11 protein-coding genes are annotated in these 16073 nt (G+C 62.8%); 9 read left to right on the top strand and 2 right to left on the bottom strand.

The features are described 5' to 3' along the window. Window positions 1–469: 469 nt before the first annotated feature. The 6 genes from FXY94_RS10425 (at window position 470) to FXY94_RS10400 (ending at window position 8368) form a co-directional block, all read left to right on the top strand. Window positions 470–2509, top strand: coding sequence for an NAD-dependent epimerase/dehydratase family protein (locus FXY94_RS10425; protein ID WP_016665015.1), 2040 nt, complete (start codon window positions 470–472; stop codon window positions 2507–2509). Beyond that, window positions 2506–3393: a glycosyltransferase gene (locus tag FXY94_RS10420; RefSeq protein ID WP_016665014.1), complete on the top strand. Its 888-nt coding sequence runs from the start codon at window positions 2506–2508 to the stop codon at window positions 3391–3393. The genes FXY94_RS10425 and FXY94_RS10420 overlap by 4 nt, the downstream gene beginning before the upstream one ends. A gap of 120 nt (window positions 3394–3513) precedes the next feature. Beyond that, on the top strand, window positions 3514–4671 hold the full coding sequence (gene glf, locus FXY94_RS10415; protein ID WP_016665013.1) for a UDP-galactopyranose mutase: 1158 nt from the start codon (window positions 3514–3516) through the stop codon (window positions 4669–4671). A 42-nt stretch (window positions 4672–4713) separates the two neighbouring features. After that, window positions 4714–6720: a glycosyltransferase gene (locus tag FXY94_RS10410; RefSeq protein ID WP_040386599.1), complete on the top strand. Its 2007-nt coding sequence runs from the start codon at window positions 4714–4716 to the stop codon at window positions 6718–6720. Further along, on the top strand, window positions 6717–7625 hold the full coding sequence (locus tag FXY94_RS10405) for an ABC transporter permease (RefSeq protein ID WP_016665011.1): 909 nt from the start codon (window positions 6717–6719) through the stop codon (window positions 7623–7625). Before FXY94_RS10410 ends, FXY94_RS10405 begins: the two co-directional genes overlap by 4 nt. Continuing rightward, window positions 7625–8368, top strand: coding sequence for an ABC transporter ATP-binding protein (locus FXY94_RS10400; RefSeq protein WP_016665010.1), 744 nt, complete (start codon window positions 7625–7627; stop codon window positions 8366–8368). The genes FXY94_RS10405 and FXY94_RS10400 overlap by 1 nt, the downstream gene beginning before the upstream one ends. 11 nt (window positions 8369–8379) lie before the next feature. On the opposite strand, the gene FXY94_RS10395 is transcribed toward FXY94_RS10400, so the two are convergent. Then, window positions 8380–9012, bottom strand: coding sequence for a TIGR03089 family protein (locus tag FXY94_RS10395; RefSeq protein ID WP_016665009.1), 633 nt, complete (start codon window positions 9010–9012; stop codon window positions 8380–8382). Then, a complete protein-coding gene (locus FXY94_RS10390; RefSeq protein ID WP_016665008.1) occupies window positions 9009–10259 on the bottom strand; it encodes a folylpolyglutamate synthase/dihydrofolate synthase family protein in 1251 nt (416 codons plus the stop codon). The genes FXY94_RS10395 and FXY94_RS10390 overlap by 4 nt, the downstream gene beginning before the upstream one ends. A gap of 261 nt (window positions 10260–10520) precedes the next feature. Between FXY94_RS10390 and FXY94_RS10385 the strand changes: the two genes are divergently transcribed. From FXY94_RS10385 to FXY94_RS10375, 3 genes are read left to right on the top strand one after another with little or no spacing between them, the layout of a single operon-like run. Beyond that, on the top strand, window positions 10521–10823 hold the full coding sequence (locus tag FXY94_RS10385; protein WP_016665007.1) for a WhiB family transcriptional regulator: 303 nt from the start codon (window positions 10521–10523) through the stop codon (window positions 10821–10823). Window positions 10824–10853: 30 nt separating this feature from the next. Then, window positions 10854–14423, top strand: a complete 3570-nt coding sequence (locus FXY94_RS10380; protein WP_016665006.1) for a glycosyltransferase family 2 protein — start codon at window positions 10854–10856, stop codon at window positions 14421–14423. Continuing rightward, window positions 14420–16054 carry a DUF5719 family protein gene (locus FXY94_RS10375; RefSeq protein ID WP_016665005.1) on the top strand — a complete coding sequence of 545 codons (1635 nt, stop codon included), beginning with the start codon at window positions 14420–14422 and terminating at the stop codon, window positions 16052–16054. Before FXY94_RS10380 ends, FXY94_RS10375 begins: the two co-directional genes overlap by 4 nt. Window positions 16055–16073: the final 19 nt, after the last annotated feature.

Here is a 16073-nt window from a genome sequence, read left to right as displayed (position 1 = left end):
GGGGGAGTTGATGCTGCGCGTGCTGCTCTGGGCTGCCCGATGGCTTCGAATTCAGACGCACCGGAGCCGGCCGGGCAGCATTGCGTACAGCTGGCATTTGACGCGTAGGCGTTTCGGCGGTGGGCTCGCTGTGAGCGCCAGACTCTCGTGGACGCGGCGCGGATGGTCGCGTCAGAGGTCGCGCCGACCCGCCCGAGCGGGCGCGCGAATGGCCGGGCCGCGAGCGGCCTGTGCCGGCGTCGCGTGGGAAGTCACCCGTCATCGTGTTCACCTTCAATCGTGTGGGGGGCGGCAAGCCGCACCATGCGCGCTCCCACAGTACACACCGATGACAACAAAACCTCGGACACCAAGGTGGAGTGAGTGAATCTGCCCCGGTGATGGCGTGTGTGCTCAGGCTCGGGACTCACTGCCCGTAAGATCATGCCTAGACTCTGCGATAAACCTGGACGAAAGGCGAGGAGACGACGTGTCCGAAAAAGAGCGACGGCAAACGCCGCCGCGCACCCTCGTTCTCGGTGGTGCGGGCTTTGCAGGTTCCCATATCGCGCGCGAGCTTCGTGAGCACGGGACCCCCGTGGTGACGGCAGACATTCGACCCGCAAGCGGTAATGGCAAGCATTGCGTGCTCGATATTCGTGACGACGAAGCCCTGCGCGCCGCGGTTCGCGGATGCGGCACGGTTGTGAATGCCGCTGGGGTTCCCGACTCCTCGAGCGTGAGCGCACGCACGCTCAACTCGGTCCTCGTGGGAGGCGCGCGTTCGCTCATTGCCGCTGCCGAACGTGAGGATGTGCGAACCCTCGTGTTCATTTCGAGCGGCGCCGTGTACGGCGAGACGCCTGACGGGCATAGTGCGCACGAATCTGACCCACAGGCCCCTACGACCGTCGAAGGGCGCGCTTTCGCAGAGGCGGAACGTCTTTACGGCCAGTGGGTGCGTGCGGGGCGGGGCCGACGCCTGCTGGTGATGCGCGTGGCCGAGCTTTTTGGTCCCGGTTCTCATGCGCGCATCTCGCGACTGATCGCTTCGCTCGTGAACTCTGGGGCAGTCTCGCTCACGCACACGGTCATCGCGCGCCCCCTGGCAAGCGTCGGAACCCTCGCTGGCGCGACGCGCGCCGCTCTCAATCTGAACGTCCCCGAAGGCGAGCCCTACGTGCTCAACGTTGCAGATTCCCCTCGGCTCGACGATCACGAGTTGCGCGCCCTCGTGCGCTCGATTGCGAAAACTGCACCGCTCGCACTTTCACTTCCCGGCAGGCGCCTCATGGCGCGCGCGGGGCGGGCAGGGGAAGCGGTTCGTGCAAGCGGCCTCGAACTTCCCCGTCGAATCAAGCGATTCGCCCTTGACGCGCGGCCGAGCGCCGAAATGTCGCGGGAGAAGCTCGACGCGCTTCTGCCCGCGCGGTCATCGCTCGAAGAGTCCCTCGCCGCGACTGTTCGCTGGGTGCGGGACAACAGCACCTCGAGTAACCCAGCGGACTCAGCCCCCATTCCGGAGCGTTTTGTTCCACACCCTGATGCCACGCAGGAGGACTCTCGACGAGTCGTTGCCGTGGTGGTGACGTACAACCGCGCTGATCTCCTCGGCGAGTGCCTCGATGCACTGCACGCGCAAAGCAGGCCGCTGGATGGCGTCGTCATCATCGATAACGCAAGCACGGACCGTTCCGGCGCCGTCGCCGACACCCACCCGATTGGTGCCGACGTTGTTCACCTCAATCGCAACGTAGGCGGTGCCGGTGGCTTTTGCACCGGCATGGCGCATGCCCTCCTTGAGCACAGTCCTGATTTCCTGTGGATCATGGACGACGACACGGTTCCAGCGCCCGATGCGCTCGAGAAGCTCCTCGAGGTTGAGCGCAAGCTCGATGTTCACGCAAGCGTTCTCAGTTCGCTTGCGGTCTGGACCGACGGTAGGCCGCACCCCATGAATTCCTCGCGTACGCGCCTCGGCACGAGTGACGCCGACCTCGATCGTTACGCACAGCTCGGGGCGCGTCCCATCCGCACGGCGAGCTTCGTGTCGGCGCTCATTGCTGCCGAAGACGTGTGGGAGCATGGACTCCCCATTGCCGACTATTTCATTTGGTCTGATGACTTTGAGTTCACAGGCAGGCTTCTGCGAGACTCCCACGGCTTCGCCGTCGCGTCGAGCACGGTTGAGCACCGCACCGTGAAGTTCTCGAATGCCCAGACGAATCCTGGTTCTAGGTTCTACTTCGACGTGCGCAATCGGTTGTGGGCCCTCACGAAAACCGACTCGTTCACCCCGATCGAGAAGGTTCTTTACGGGGGCAAGAGTGCGATTGGGTGGATGCAGACCCTGGTACGCACTCGCGCGGATGTCCTTCCCGTCGCGCTCAAGGGTCTCCGTGAAGGGCTCTTCACGTCGCCACGACGCTCGAGCGTGGTTCTTGCTGCCGATCCCATGAGTGCCACCGAGATCCGCGCGCTCGAATCTTCGATCGATTCCGCCGAACGCTCACGAAGGGCGCTCACGTGAGTAAGCACGGTGTGCGGAAGATCGAGGAGGACCTCACCGTCCTCATGCCCCTGTGGGAGGGAGACGACCCGGCGTACGCGCGCGAAGCCATTGCCTCGGCGACGGTCGACCAAACCACCGCTCCAGGCTTATTGCTGCTTGCCATCGACGGCCCGCTTCCCGACGCCCTGGAAGACGTCATCGCCGACGTTCTCGAAGGAAGATACGGTCGCGCACGAGTAGTGAGGAATAAGAGCCACGGCGGACTCGCACGCACCCTCGACAGTGCCCTCGAGCAATGCGAAAGTCCGCTCGTTGCGAGAGCCGATGCTGACGACGTGAATCATCCTGAACGGTTTGCGGTGCAGCTCGCTGCTTTGCGGGAGCGGGACCTTGACATCGTGGGCGCGAACATGCGCGAGATCGACGAGTCCTCTTTGCCTCGCCGCGATGAGGCGGGCGAGGAGCGTATTCGCCGCCGCCCCCTCACCCACGAAGAAATCGCGGACTATATGCGCGATCACTCACCGTTTCACCATCCCACGGTTCTCATGCGAGTTGAGGCCGTGCGCAGGGCAGGCGGCTACAGGGACATTCCGCTGATGGAGGATTATGACCTGTGGCATCGCCTGTTATGCACGGGCTCTCGCATGGGCAATGTTGCGGACGCTCTCGTGGATTACCGCGTGAGTACGAACCTCTATCGCAGGCGCGGGGGCCTCGCACTTTTTAAGAGCGATGTGCACATGCAGTGGTCGATGCTCAAGAGCGGGGCAACCAGCGCGCCCAGGGCCGTGAGAAATCTTGTGGGACGCGCGGTGTATCGCGCCGTGCCCGCATTCGCGCGCGACCGCGTGTATTGGCGCGTCATTGAACGCGGTCTTTCAGATACACAGCGGTCATGAACCGGCTAAGTCCCGCTATGTGACGAACCAGCGGCGCGCAGTCGGTGCGCCCTCGAGATTCTGCGCGCGCGACCGCTATTGTGGGATCGACGTAGCAAACCTCGAAGGGAACGACACATCATGAGCACACCCGACCTTCTCATCGTCGGATCCGGCCTTTTCGGCCTTACGCTCGCAGACCGCGCCGCACGCGAACACGGGGCAAAAGTAACCGTGATCGACAACCGCCCGCATATTGGCGGAAACGCCTACAGTGAGATCGACCCTGAGACGGGCATCGAGGTGCACAAGTATGGCGCTCACCTTTTCCACACCTCCAACACACGCGTGTGGGAGTACGTCAATACGTTTACGTCGTTCACGAATTACGTGCACCGTGTGTACACGAACCACAAGGGCATCGTGTACCCCATGCCGATCAACCTCGGCACAATCAACCAGTTCTTCAACGCGGCCATGACTCCGGATGAGGCGCGCGCACTTATCGCCGAGCAGGCGGGCGAATTTGCCGGGCAAGATCCCGAGAACCTTAATGACAAGGGCATTTCGCTCATTGGGCGCCCGCTGTACGAGGCCTTCATCAAGCATTACACGGGTAAGCAGTGGCAGACGGACCCCAAGGATCTTCCCGCGTCGATCATCAAGCGTCTTCCCGTGCGCTACACGTACGACAACCGCTACTTCAACGACACCTATGAAGGTCTGCCCACGAACGGCTACACCGCGTGGCTCGAGAACATGGCGGATCACCCGAACATCGAGGTCAAGCTTGGCGTCGATTACTTCGACGAGTCGCAGCCGTTCAACAAAAAGGACGTGCGCGGCCAACTCCCCGTCGTCTACACCGGACCCGTTGACCGCTACTTTGATTACGAACTTGGTGAGCTCAAGTGGCGCACGATCGATCTAGAGTCTGAAACGCTCGACACGGGCGATTTCCAAGGAACGTCGGTGATGAACTACGCCGATGAATCCGTGCCGTACACGCGCATCATCGAGCCACGCCACTTCCACCCCGAGCGTGATTACGCGAAGGACAAAACCATCATCATGCGCGAATACTCGCGGTTCGCAAGCCGTGAGGATGAGCCGTACTACCCCGTGAATTCGGCGGACGACCGATCGACTCTCCTCGAATACCGCGAGCGTGCGGAGGCTGAGCCCTCGACCCTCTTTGGCGGTCGACTCGGCACCTACCAGTACCTCGACATGCACATGGCCATCGGTGCCGCCCTCTCGATGGCTGATAACAAACTTGAGGAGCTTTTGCGCCGCTAGTTGTGCGCATCCGCCGTGACTCCGATGAGTGAAAAGAGCACCATGACTGACACGTTTACCCTGCCCGAAGGGCATCGCGAACTCCACAGGCTTGTCTTGCCGTTCGGCGCGAGCCCCGAAACGATGCCGCTGTACGTTGAGTCTTCGGCACACGTTTCCCCCGTTGACGTCGCCGAGGGGGCCTCAACTGAGATCATGGAGGCTGTCGCGGGGGTAAGGCGCCCCGCGACAAGTGATGTTGAGGAAGGGACGTATACGCGCTCCGGGATCACAGTTCCCGCAGGGCAGACCCGTTCCTTTGGAACCTACTTCAACGCCTTCCCGGCATCGTATTGGCGGCGCTGGACTCGAGTGCGTGATGTGACGCTGACCGTCGCGACAAAGGGCGAAGGCAGGATTGTTGTGCACCGCTCGAGCGCGAATGGCCGTTCGCGGACTGTGGTAACCGAAACGGTGGCGGGCGAAGCTGTCTCGACGTTTACGTTGCCCGTCACTGCTTTCGGAGATGGCGGCTGGTATTGGTTCGATGTTCACGCTTCGGCGGGAGCTCTGGAGGTTAGCGGCGCGACGTACTCGGCTCCGGAGTCTTTGGCACGCGTGCGCGGATCCTTCTCGATTGCCATGACAACCATGAATAAGGTGCGCTACTGCTTCGAGAACATCCGCACGATAGCGAATTCACCGCGACTGTTCGAGCTCCTTGATGTCATGTACATCATCGATCAGGGAAGCGATCGCCTGCGAGATCACGCTGACGAGCTCGCAGAGCTCGAGGAGGCGATGGGTGACAAGCTTCGCGTCATTGAGCAGGGCAATATTGGCGGCTCGGGCGGGTTCTCGCGCGGAATGTACGAAGCCTGTATCGCCGAAAAGTCCACCTACGTGGTGAACTGTGATGACGATATTTCCATCGAGCCGATTTCACTTGAACGCCTTGTGACGTTCGCGGACTTCGCAACGAAGCCCACGCTTGTAGGCGCCCACATGTTCGATCTGAATAACCGCACGTCCATGCTGGCATTCGGTGAAAGCATTGATCGGTGGCGCTTCCACTACGGACTTGCCTTCAGCGATTCAAAGTACAATCACGACCTTGCCGTGCACCCCCTTCGCGCAACTAGTTGGATGCACCGCCGCGTTGATGTGGATTACAACGGCTGGTGGATGTGTCTCATCCCCACCGAAGTGGTACGGGAGATCGGCCTTTCCCTTCCTGTGTTTATCAAGTGGGATGATGCCGAGTACGGTCTGCGAGCGGGAAATGCAGGATTTCCGACTGTCACGTTGCCGGGTGCCGGCGTGTGGCACATGTCCTGGAGCGAAAAGGACGACCTTGTGGGGTGGCAGGCGTTCTTCCACGAGCGCAACCGGCTCATCACCGCCCTGTTGCATTCACCGTATGAGCGCGGCGGCAGGCTCGTGAAGGAATCGCACTTCATGGACATCAAGCATGTGATTTCCATGCAGTACTACACGCAAACGGGCCGCCTTATGGCCCAGCGCGATGTCCTTGCAGGCCCCGAGCATCTTCACGAGACAATCGGGACGACGCTTCCCGAGATTCGCGCACTGGCCGCACAGTTCGACGACGCCGTGCAGAAGAAAGACGTCGACGACTACCCTGACGTGCGTACGAATAAACCGCCGCGCAAAGGGCGGGGCTTTAGCCAGCCTCGTCGACTCCTCATGCCGGCGTGGACGATCAAGCAGCTCGCGAAGCAGGCTTTCACGAAGCCGAGCGAGCTCTCGCTCGAACATCCGCAGGATGCAATTGCGCACCAAGATGCGCGCTGGTGGCGCCTGTCGCACTACGACAGCGCTCTTGTGTCCAACGCCGAGGGCACACAGATCGCCTGGTACAAGCGAGATCCGAAGCAAGCGCGCGAACTGCTCACCGAAGCCGTGCGCACGCACGCTGAACTCTTTGCGAAGTGGAGCACCTTGCGCGAGCAGTACCGCGCTGCAGCGTCACAACTCACGTCGTTTGAGGCGTGGGAGCGCACATTTGCGGCGAATCCCGCCCCAAAGCGTGAGGGCCGAAACGCGTGAGTATCTCCTCCATCACACGCGAGGAAAAGGCTCAGGGTTGGCGAGTACCGGGAAGCGACAAGGGATGGCTTAATCCTCTCTACGAGCGTTTCCTGCTGAGCCTTCTCGTGAAGAAGGAACTTCGGGTGCGCTACCGAGGCAGCGTGCTGGGCATGGCGTGGAGCTACGCGAAGCCCGCGGTGCAGTTCGCGGTGTTCTATCTGGCGCTCGGAGTCTTTCTTCAGCTGAACCGCTCGCTTCCGGCATACGCGGCGTATCTTTTCTCCGGCATCATCGTCATCAACCTCTTCAGCGAGGTGTTCGGGAACTGCACGCGTTCGATCGCGTCGAACGCGCCGCTTGTGTCGAAAATTTACCTGCCGTCGGAACTTTTCCCATGGGCGAGCGCACTCGTGGCGCTTGTGCATTTCGTGCCCCAAGTGCTCGTGCTCATGGTGGGGGCGGGTCTTTTCGGCTGGCGCCCTTCCATCGCTGAGGGGTGGTGGTTCCTCATCGGCATGGTGATCCTGCTCGTGTTTACCGTGGGTCTTGGCATGCTCGCGGCGGCGCTCAATGCGGCGTTCCGCGACGTCGAGAACTTCGTGGATCTCATCATTATGGTGGCGACGTGGACATCGCCGGTTCTCTACGCTCTCGTGATGGTCAAGGACGCCCTCGGCACAAGCGCGTGGTGGGTTCTCTACAGCCTCAACCCGATCACGATCGTCGTGGAGTGTTTCCACGGGGCGTTCTGGCGCCCCATGGCGAGTGCGCTCGATTCGACGGGTGAAGCTGCCCCGACGATTGCTGCGGGCGCCGAGGCCACCCAGCTGTGGTGGGCGGGGCTGCTTATCGCGATCGCGGTCTTTGCCTTCGGGACGTTCGTGTTCGAGCGTTCGAAGCGGAAGTTTGCGCAGGAGCTGTGATGTCTGTTTCTGAATCACCACGCGAAATGGTGCGCATCGAGAACGTGTACAAGGAGTTCTCGCTTCGCCATACGAGGGCGCTGAAGGAACTCGTATTCTCGGCGCTCAAGAGGCAAAAGCTGCGCGATACGTTCATGGCGCTCAACGGGGTCGATGTGACGGTTCGATCGGGGGAGACCGTCGGGCTGATCGGGTTCAACGGATCGGGCAAGTCGACGCTCCTGAAGACGATTTCGGGCGTGCTTTTTCCCGATCGCGGGCGTGTGCGCGTGCGCGGTAAGGTCGCGGGACTCATCGAGGTTGGCGCAGGTTTCCACCCGGATCTGTCGGGTCGCGAGAATGTGTATCTCAACGGTGCGATTCTCGGAATGTCGAAGGCCGAGATTGACGCGTGCTTCGATGACATCGTGGCGTTCAGCGAGATCGAACAGTTCATCGACACTGACGTGAAGTACTACAGCTCGGGCATGTTTTTGCGCCTCGCGTTTGCCGTCGCGGTGCATACCGATCCCGATATTTTCCTCGTAGATGAGATTCTCGCAGTTGGCGATGAGCCTTTCCAGCGCAAGTGCCTTGCGCGGATTCGCGAGATGCAGGCGCATGGCAAGACCATGGTGATCGTCTCCCACGAGCTCGATATGCTCACCGAACTGTGCACGCGGATAGTGGTGCTGCAGAAGGGGCACGTGATCTTCGACGGCGACCCGGTTGAGGCTGTGGAGACTTTGCGCGCGAGCTCCTGAGCGTCGAACGCTTATTCGAGCCCTTCGGCCGCACGCGTAGCGACGTCGAGGCGTGAAAGTGGCGTCACGACCGTGCGCCTTTCGCACCACGCGGCTATCGCGGCTGCTGCGTCTTCGCGATCGATGTCCTCGAGTCCCACTCGGCGGGCATCGCCCCAGGTGGGCTGCGGCGCTGGCTCGGGTCCCGTGAACGTCGTGAGGGGAACTTCGAGGGCGTCTCCTGCCGCTCGCACGGCTTGGACCCAGTCGAGGGCTAGAGGGGGAGTCTCGCCCGGGAACGCGAGGGACAGCGCACGAGCTTCGAGGACGAGGACATCCTCGGCGCGTTCTGCGAGCGCTGTGTCGGGGCGTGACGTGGCGAGGACGTCGATGTGCTCGGGGAGGTCGTCGGTGCCCGCGATGGAGACGTTCGCACCGAGGTGCCATGCCGCAATCTGGAGAACGCTGCGCTTGAAGTGCGGGGGAAGGTCGAGGACAAGCGTGAAGCCTTCGTCCACGAGAAGCTCGTTCGCGAAGAGGTTGATCGATTTGATGATCCAGTTGGCGAGGACGCGCCCGGAAAGTTCGGTCCGTCCGTCTTCGGCGTAGCTCACGAGTGCGGGGGCGCTCCCGGCGGCGGCCAGTGCTTGAAGAAGTGTGCTCATTTTTGCGCCTGCGCCCACGGGTCGATCCATGTTTCGGTGTCGAGGCCCAGGTAGGCCGCCATTTCTGCGGCGAAGCTCATGGTGCCAAGGGCGATCACTTCGCGTGAGCGGCGCTGGATAGCGGGCAGTGCCTCTGTCAGCGGCATGACTTCCCAATCGTCGGGGTAGTTGTCGAAGAACAGGTGGTCTTCGTGCGTCGTCGCGAGGATCGTGCGGTCTCGGTCGAGGAGGGTGAGGATGCTGCGAATATCTTTGATGTCCGGCATGCACACGAGGGTGTGCGCGTCATCGAAGCATCCCGTGTGTCGAGCGTTCTCGAGGGCGGATTCAACGCCTTCGCGCGAGATGGCGGCATCGAGGAGCCAGCGGGTGCCGTGGGCGTAGACGTGGGAGGAGCGGCCCGGGAGGCGAAGGCTCTGCGCAAGGTGGGCGGCGCGTGAGTGCGGGACGGGGGAGTGGGGGAGTCCGACGGCTGACTCGTGGGTGATTGCGGCCGCGGTGTATCCAGTCGCAACGTTCATGGAGGTAAGTGCGCCGAACCCGAGGTCGCGTGGTTCCGGGACTTCGTGCGGCGTAGCGTTTGGCAGGAGTGCGCGAATGGCGGCGCGGGCTTCGAGACATTGTGTAGTGGGGAATACAACGTTCCGTGTGCGGTCATCCCCTGCCCCGACGAGGTTGCATGCAATCGCGTCGATAGTGTCGCCGATGATCCCTTCGTGTTCGAGAAAAATGGGGGTCACAACCAGGGTGTCGAGCCGGAACTGGGAGATCTCGTCGCTCGCGCCGCCCAGGCCTTCCTCTATGACGAGGATGTCGACGCCGCAATTGAGAAGGTGCGCGGCTCCGGCGAGGGTGAACAGGCCCGTGGGGGCGAGGTAGCCGCCCGTGTCGGCAACGGGTGGCATGGCAGTGAGCGCAGCGGCAACGCGGTCGGCGAGGGAGTCGTAGTCGCGAGGCGAGAGCGGGCGGGCGTTGAGGCGGATGCGCTCGCGGTTAGTGAGGAACGGGGGAGAGGAGATCGTGCCTACCCGGTACCCGAGGGACATGAGGTACTGGGTGGTCGCGGCGACTGCGGAACCTTTGCCTTTGGAGCCTACGACGCCGATGACGGGGATTGTGGGCGATGTGTCGAGGGCGAGTTCGCGCGCAAAAAGTTTGGCGCGCGAGCGCGAGCGGGCGTACGGGCCGTGATACGTCTTCCATTCGCGGAAAAACGGCTCGTCCCCTGGGAGGTGGTGTGCGGGCATGTGCGGTTCCTTTGCAGGTCAGAGAGTCAGGCAGCGGACCCGAAGCTGGTGCGGCGCGCTCGCCGCGCCTTAAAGGAAAGGATCATAACCCTAAAGATTCGATTAAGTGGCTTGACGCGCCTAAGTTACATCGGTGTATTTTAGTGCTAACGCCGAACACGTGCGCTTTCACTGTAGCGTCACTCGTAGCGTCGCTGTAGCGTCGCACCCCTCGCGTCTGCAGTAGTCGTGCCTATAGCCCACACACCCGAAAGGACCCTCATGACCCTCCAGGCATTCGAGGACGATGCTCGCCGCGAGCTGACCTTGGTCGAGTTTTCCTCGCTGCTCCCCGAGGGCGAGGGAGAGGGGTCGTGGCAGGAGCGGGCTCTGTGTGCTCAAACCGACCCCGAGGCGTTTTTCCCTGAGAAGGGTGGTTCGACTCGCGAAGCGAAAAAGGTGTGCGTCTCGTGTGAGGTTCGCGCCGAGTGCCTGGAGTACGCGCTTGCGAACGACGAGCGGTTTGGCATCTGGGGCGGTCTGTCCGAGCGTGAACGCCGCAAGCTAAAGAAGCGTGCGATCTAATCGTTCGTCACGGATTGGTGATCACGCCCTGTGAGTGAACGGGACGTCTCCGCACTCATCCTCGTCTCCGCTACCCACGAGATCGGGGACCTTGCACGCACCCTCGAAATGGTGCGTGCGCAATCTGCCCCGCTTTCCTGCGTCGTTGCAGCCGTGCCAGAGTCTGCGCCGAAGGAGTTGCACAACTTCGCTGAGTCGGTCCTCGACGAGGGACGTATTGATCTGCTGCGGGTCACTCCCGCAGGGGCGAGTCGCCCCGACATTGTCGAGGATCTCGTTGGCTCCCTCGAAGAGGCGAAGCGAGCGCGCGATGCGCGTTCCGAGCACAAGTCTTCGCGCGCTTCAGAAGCGCAGGATGGCGCGAGTTCTCCCGATGCGCCGCGGCTTGAGATCAGTGAAGCTGCGGGAGAGAAGGAAAGCGCGCCTCGCAACTTTACTCTGCTCAACCCCGCTTTCGGCGGGGCAGTCCGCCACGAGGATGAGGGCGCGACGCTCGATGAGGAACCGTCGGAACCCACACGCCACGATGAGACTTCCCAGTCCACAGTCCATTCGACACGTGACCTCGAATGGGAAAAGCGCGTGTATCTCACGAGCGGTGCTCGGGGTCGCCGCGCGAAGGACATCGATCTCGACCGCGAAGAGCGGCGCGAGGAGAAAACAGCGACGCACACCGCCCTCGTCCCGGAAAGGCTCAGGGACGATACGAGCGAACTGTATGGAACGAGCGGGACCGGGCGCCGGCGTAAGCGTAGTCGTGGAGCCGAGTCATGGTTGTGGATTCTTGACGCAGCTGCGGCCCCGAACCTGACGTGCCTCGAGGAACTTGAGCGTGCTCTCGACGCCGACCCGACAGTGGGCCTCGCGGGTACGAAACACCTTGCGCTCGAGGACGTTGAGCGCCCCGCGTCGCGACTTGTGGATCTCGGTCTTTCGCTCACGCATTCGCACAGAATTCTCACGAGTGTCGACCCAGGCGAGATCGACCAGGGCCAAACGGACTGGCGAAGCGAGGTCTTGGCAGTTACGTCTCCCGGAATGCTCGTGCGTGCGCGCACTTTCGACAAGCTCCACGGATTAGACCCCGCGCTCACGGCGCCGTGGGATGACATTGATTTTTCTCAGCGAGTATGGCGCGCTGGCGAACGCGTCAGGGTGGTTCCTCAGGCCTCGACGCGTATCCCGCATGACGACCTCACGAGACCGAGGGATTTCCGATACCGCTCCTCTCAGGTGCTTTCGCTCCTCAAGTTCCGCTCGCTCCTGCTTGCGTTCGCGACCCTCCTCGCCCTGCCTTTCGTCACGCTCGGGCGCATGGCGCGAGCGATCACGCGGCACGACGCTCGCGCGGTGGGGCACGAGTTCCTTGCATGCCTGAGAGTTTTTGCGAAGGCTCCCGGCGTCATGAGGCGATCTCGTCGAGCCGCCGGACGCGCTCGCTTGTCGCGCAAGCGCTTGAGCGCGCTGTATATGCCCCGCAAAGTGGCCATGCGCGAGCAACTCGATGCGTGGTGGACCTCTCTGTTCGCCGACGACGATCGAACGCGCATGATCCGCCGCACGAGCTGGGGGATCGCAGGCACGCGTCACGGCCTCGATGATGCCGATTACGGCCGACACACAACCTGGACCATCATTGTTGTGCTCGCGTCTATCGTCGGTGGACTCTTCGCGATTCGGCCGTTGATCGGGGAAGGCACGCTGAGGGGCCCCCACTATCACCCGCTTTCTGCGAACGCGCGAGACAACTGGGACATCGTGACGTCGGCGTGGCTACCCGGAGGGCTCGGGGCTGAAGGGCCGACAGACCTCCTCGCACGTGTCGCAGCCCTCATCCCCGTGAACGGCGCGAGCGTGACCGCGTTTATCCTCGTTGCGGGAATCGCCCTGAGCGCCATTGCCGCGTGGTGGGCGAGCGGCACGATCTCGCGGAGCATCATCGTGCGGATGATTGCCACCACCATGTGGGTGCTCTCTCCCGCTTTCGTCTTTGCCGTGCTCGAGGGGCGCTGGCCGCTCATGCTTCTCGGCATCGCTGTTCCCCTTGCCGCGTTCTTCTTCGCGAAAGCCGTGGGGCTTCCTCACAAGGTGTCTCAGGCAAGCATCCCAGCGGCTGCGGGGGCCGGTTTCATGATTGCCGTGATTTCTCTCGTGCAGCCTGCCCTCGCCCTTCTCTTCATTCTCGGAACCGCGGCTGTTGCCCCGTTCGTTCCTGGTCGCAGGGGGCGACTGTGGTGGTGCGGCTTGCCCGCGCTCTTCCTGCATCTCGGCGAGCTTCCGACCTACGCCACTCGGCCCGAGACACTCCTTGTGAACGCGGGCATGCCCGGCGTGTTCGAGATGCCTGATGCGCTAAGACTCCTTTCCCTTGTGCCTTCCGCAGGCGATCCGGTCGCACGAATGTTGGGGGTCTCGTCGAGCTGGTGGACCTTCGCGATCCTGGCAGCCCCTGCACTGATAGCCATCGTTGCGGCACTTGCCTCTGGATTCCTCGGGCACACCGCCGGTCTCGTCGGTCGAGTCAGCGTTCTCGCGCTCGCGGGGGCCGTGAGTCTCGCGTGGATCTCGCAACGCACCGTCGTAGGCTTCGAGGGCTCGACGCCCTACACCGCGTACCCGGGGCCAGCGCTCATGGTCGCTAGTGGAGCGGCAATCGTCGGCCTGATTTGCCTGGCCGACGCCATTGTGAGGCGCGCCCACGAGTCGAGCCGACGGAGCCAAAGGATAACCTCCTTTGTGCTGCAAGGAGCGTGCCTAACGACAGTATTGGCGTGCGTTGGTGTGTGGGCTGTTCAGGGCAGCGGTGCGCTCGAAGTCGAACGCACGACGGTGCGGGAGATCCCCGCCGTGGCCGCGGATTCGGCGACAGGTGCCAACCGCACCCGCACACTGGTCCTCCACGAGGACACCCGCGGCGAAGTGCACGCGCACCTCGTCAGCGGCGCGCAGCCGAGCATCGACGACTCCTCCGCCGCGGTGGAGACCGCGCGTGCGCGCGCGGCTGAGCGTGGCAATATTTCCGACCAGGCCGATCGCGCACTTGCACAAGCTGTCGCGAGTGCCCTTGGTTCGGCGGCCGCGACGGACGGCAGCGCGAGCCTCGCCGACTTCGCGATCGGCTACATCGTGGTGACGGGTGAGCCCGATGCGCAAACGAGACTGTACGAGACCCTCGCAGCAGCCCCGCAGCTAGAGTTTGTGACTGCAAGCGATGCCGGCGGTTTGTGGCGAGTGACAGGCACGAATGCTCGGGCGCGTCTGATTGATGCATCCGGGGCCGATGCTGAGGCTACTACCCTCGAATCGGAGCGAACAGCGGTATCGGGAACGATCGATGCCGCGCAATCGGAACGCACGCTCGCGCTTGCTGTGCGCGAAGATGAGCATTGGGCGGCGACACTCGACGGCAAGCCGCTCAGCCCCACGACGATCGACACGTGGATGCAGGGCTTTACCGTGCCTGCGGACGCGAAAGGTCGCCTGGAGGTGCGGTACCGAAACGACGTGCAGATGGTCGCTGGTGTTGTCGCCGTCGTCGGGCTCATCGTGTGCGCTCTCGTCGCGGTCCCGAGGCGGATTCGAAGCGAGGAGAAGCGATGACCGATACGCATAAGCAGCCCCGAGCATTCCTCGCTGCCTTCGCGGTTCTCGCCATCGTTGTGCTCGTGGGAAGCGTTGTTGCGCTCGTTCCCGAAAAAACCTTGACGAAGGCGAGTCTCCCAAGCGCGGCTGCGACGTCGACGCGTGCCGCGCGTGTATGCCAGGGGCCAATCGTCGCTCGACCGGAGGGAACACAGACGTCAGACGCGGACTTCGCCGGTGGCGCTCCTTCCCCGCAGGTGTCGATGAACGCGGTCGCAGTCGATCCCTCGTCGAATGCTCTGTACGGAGGGACGCAGTCCTCGCAAACGAATCTCGACCCTGCCTCTTCCGACATGAACGGCAAGGACGCCTCGCCGCGCCTTTCTCGAGTCGATGCGGAAGGACGGGCAGCCGACGTCGATGCCGAGTCGAGCGCTCTCCTGAACTCGGTATACGGCCTCGACTCCCTAGACGCTTCAACCATCCTCACCGCGAGCACCGCAGATGAGACCGCGCCGGTTCTTGATGCGAGCCAAGCCCATGTGACCGGAAGCGGAGATTACCGAGGTTTCGCACTCGCGCGGTGCGCCCAAGCGACGACCTCCGCCTCCTTCGCTGGTCTCACCACGCGAGCGGGCACGTTCGACACTCTGGTGGTGTCCAATCCAGGAACGCGTGCTTCCCGTGCGCGTGTGACCGTGTACTCGGAAAACGGAGTGGAACCGGCAACCCAGGGTTCCGACATCGTCGTAGGCCCGGGAGAAACTGCTCGTGTTCCGGTCTCGACCCTCGTTGACGAGCGCGAAACGGTAGCCCTCGATGTCGAGGTGCGAGGCACCGCACTCGCCATGAGCGCGGAGCTCGTGAGGCGCGAGGGACTCGTGCCTCAGGGGACTGAAAACGTCCAGGCGAGCGAGCCGAGCAGCTCCCTTACGTGGCCGGGAGTGGTGCTCCGTGAGGGAGGGAACGCCCATCTTGCGCTCGCACGCACCGCCCGAGGCGGCGAACCCGGGGATGCGGCCCAGGTCCGCTCTGAGGAGGCGTTCGCGACGGCCCGGGCGTTCAATGCGCAGGGCAAGCTCGTGAAAGAGTGGGATGTCAAAGACCCGGGTCAGGGTACAACCGTAGAGATTCCGCTCGACGGCCTCAATGCTGGAACTTACACAATCTCCTTGAGTGCGCGAAGCGCCGTCGCAGGGTCGTTGCGCTCGTCGATTGCAAGCGGTGCACGGCAAGGCGACACGGTTGGTCTTCCGCAAGACTTTGCCGAGTACGCCCCCTCGGAAGCGATCGATTCCGCTTCGGTTCTCGCACTCGGGCATGGAGCTGAAGGCGGAAGCCTCACGCTCAACTCAGAGCACGGGGCGCACGTGAGTGTCGCACCAATCAGACGCGACGGGACGATAGGCGCGAGCACTTCCGTCGATATCAAGGCTGGGCACTCCGTAACCGTGAACCCCGATCAACTGGGAAAGGACCCAGCCTCGATCGCCGGTCTCCTCGTGGTGTCTCAGGACGGAGGGGCTTATAGGGGAGCCTGGTCGCAAACGGCCGCTGCGGACGATGGCGGCACACTCGTCACGACCCTTCCCCTCGCCGCAAACGCTGCCCGGGCAACCGGGATGACTGTCAACCTCGAGCCTAGGTAAGCACGAGCGCCACAAGCGC

The organism is Dermabacter jinjuensis, from assembly GCF_902381725.1.
Taxonomy (GTDB): Bacteria; Actinomycetota; Actinomycetes; order Actinomycetales; family Dermabacteraceae; genus Dermabacter; species Dermabacter hominis.
This window is presented reverse-complemented; position numbering and strand designations above follow the sequence as displayed.